The sequence below is a fragment of the Clostridium sp. DFI.1.208 genome (assembly GCF_024463855.1).
GTDB lineage: Bacteria > Bacillota_I > Bacilli_A > Erysipelotrichales > Erysipelotrichaceae > Clostridium_AQ.
Genome location: NZ_JANGCA010000169.1, coordinates 1 through 802 on the forward strand (window position 1 = coordinate 1; position 802 = coordinate 802).

Sequence of the window (802 nt, forward strand, 5' to 3'; positions counted from 1 at the left end):
GCTAGGGTCAATCACACGCTTGAGTAAGCATAGAAAAGATGTATTTTCATTTTGATAGCATGAATAAGCATGGACTATCAGACCGAAAATAAGGTTTCTGACTGGGGCTGTTCCGTTTAGCCACGAGTCTTACAAGGCTCGTGAGCGTTAAGAACGGATCAGACACAGGAAGAAAGGGAACGCCTTTAGGCGTTCATAAAGGGCGTATATGTAACACCGCCCTGCGTATACATGTCATAGTACCTAGAAACTGTGATAAATAAAGGAAAAAACACGATTTTTACCCGCAAAAAACGGGGCATACGAAAGGAGCAATGCACTATAACTACACACAAAAATTTATCCGTTAAGATTGATTACATCAGCATTGTATTTGAAACGGCAACCGCTGAAGATATAATCATGCACATTTTAGATTTACCGACTGACATTTTCAATGTTTATCCAGCAATGATAAAATTCAAGACTTATCAAGCACGCTGGCAGATTGGAGATATTTATGTATCGGGGGACGCAAGAAAGACAGAGGATAACCCACAGGGGCTAGGCTGTTATCTTGTTATGACTGGCAGAGGTTGTGATGATATTTTCCGTATTCTCGACAGTAGGAATTATACCTTTGGGGATATGTTTCGACGCTGTGAGCGAAGATACGGACTGGATAACTTTCATTTCACAAGACTTGATATTGCCATTGATGATAAGAACGAAAAGCCATTCTTTACCATAGAGCAGATAAAGAAGAAATGCGAAAAAGAGGAATTTATTTCTAATAGTGAGGGCTACCACTTTGACGAAAGCA

1 protein-coding gene is annotated in these 802 nt (G+C 40.0%); it reads left to right on the forward strand.

Annotation, left to right across the window (positions count from 1 at the left end; all coding sequences use genetic code 11):
• Positions 1 to 402: 402 nt before the first annotated feature.
• A partial coding sequence (locus tag NE665_RS23880) for a replication initiation factor domain-containing protein (RefSeq protein WP_256302699.1) occupies positions 403 to 802 on the forward strand: 400 nt, incomplete at its 3' end.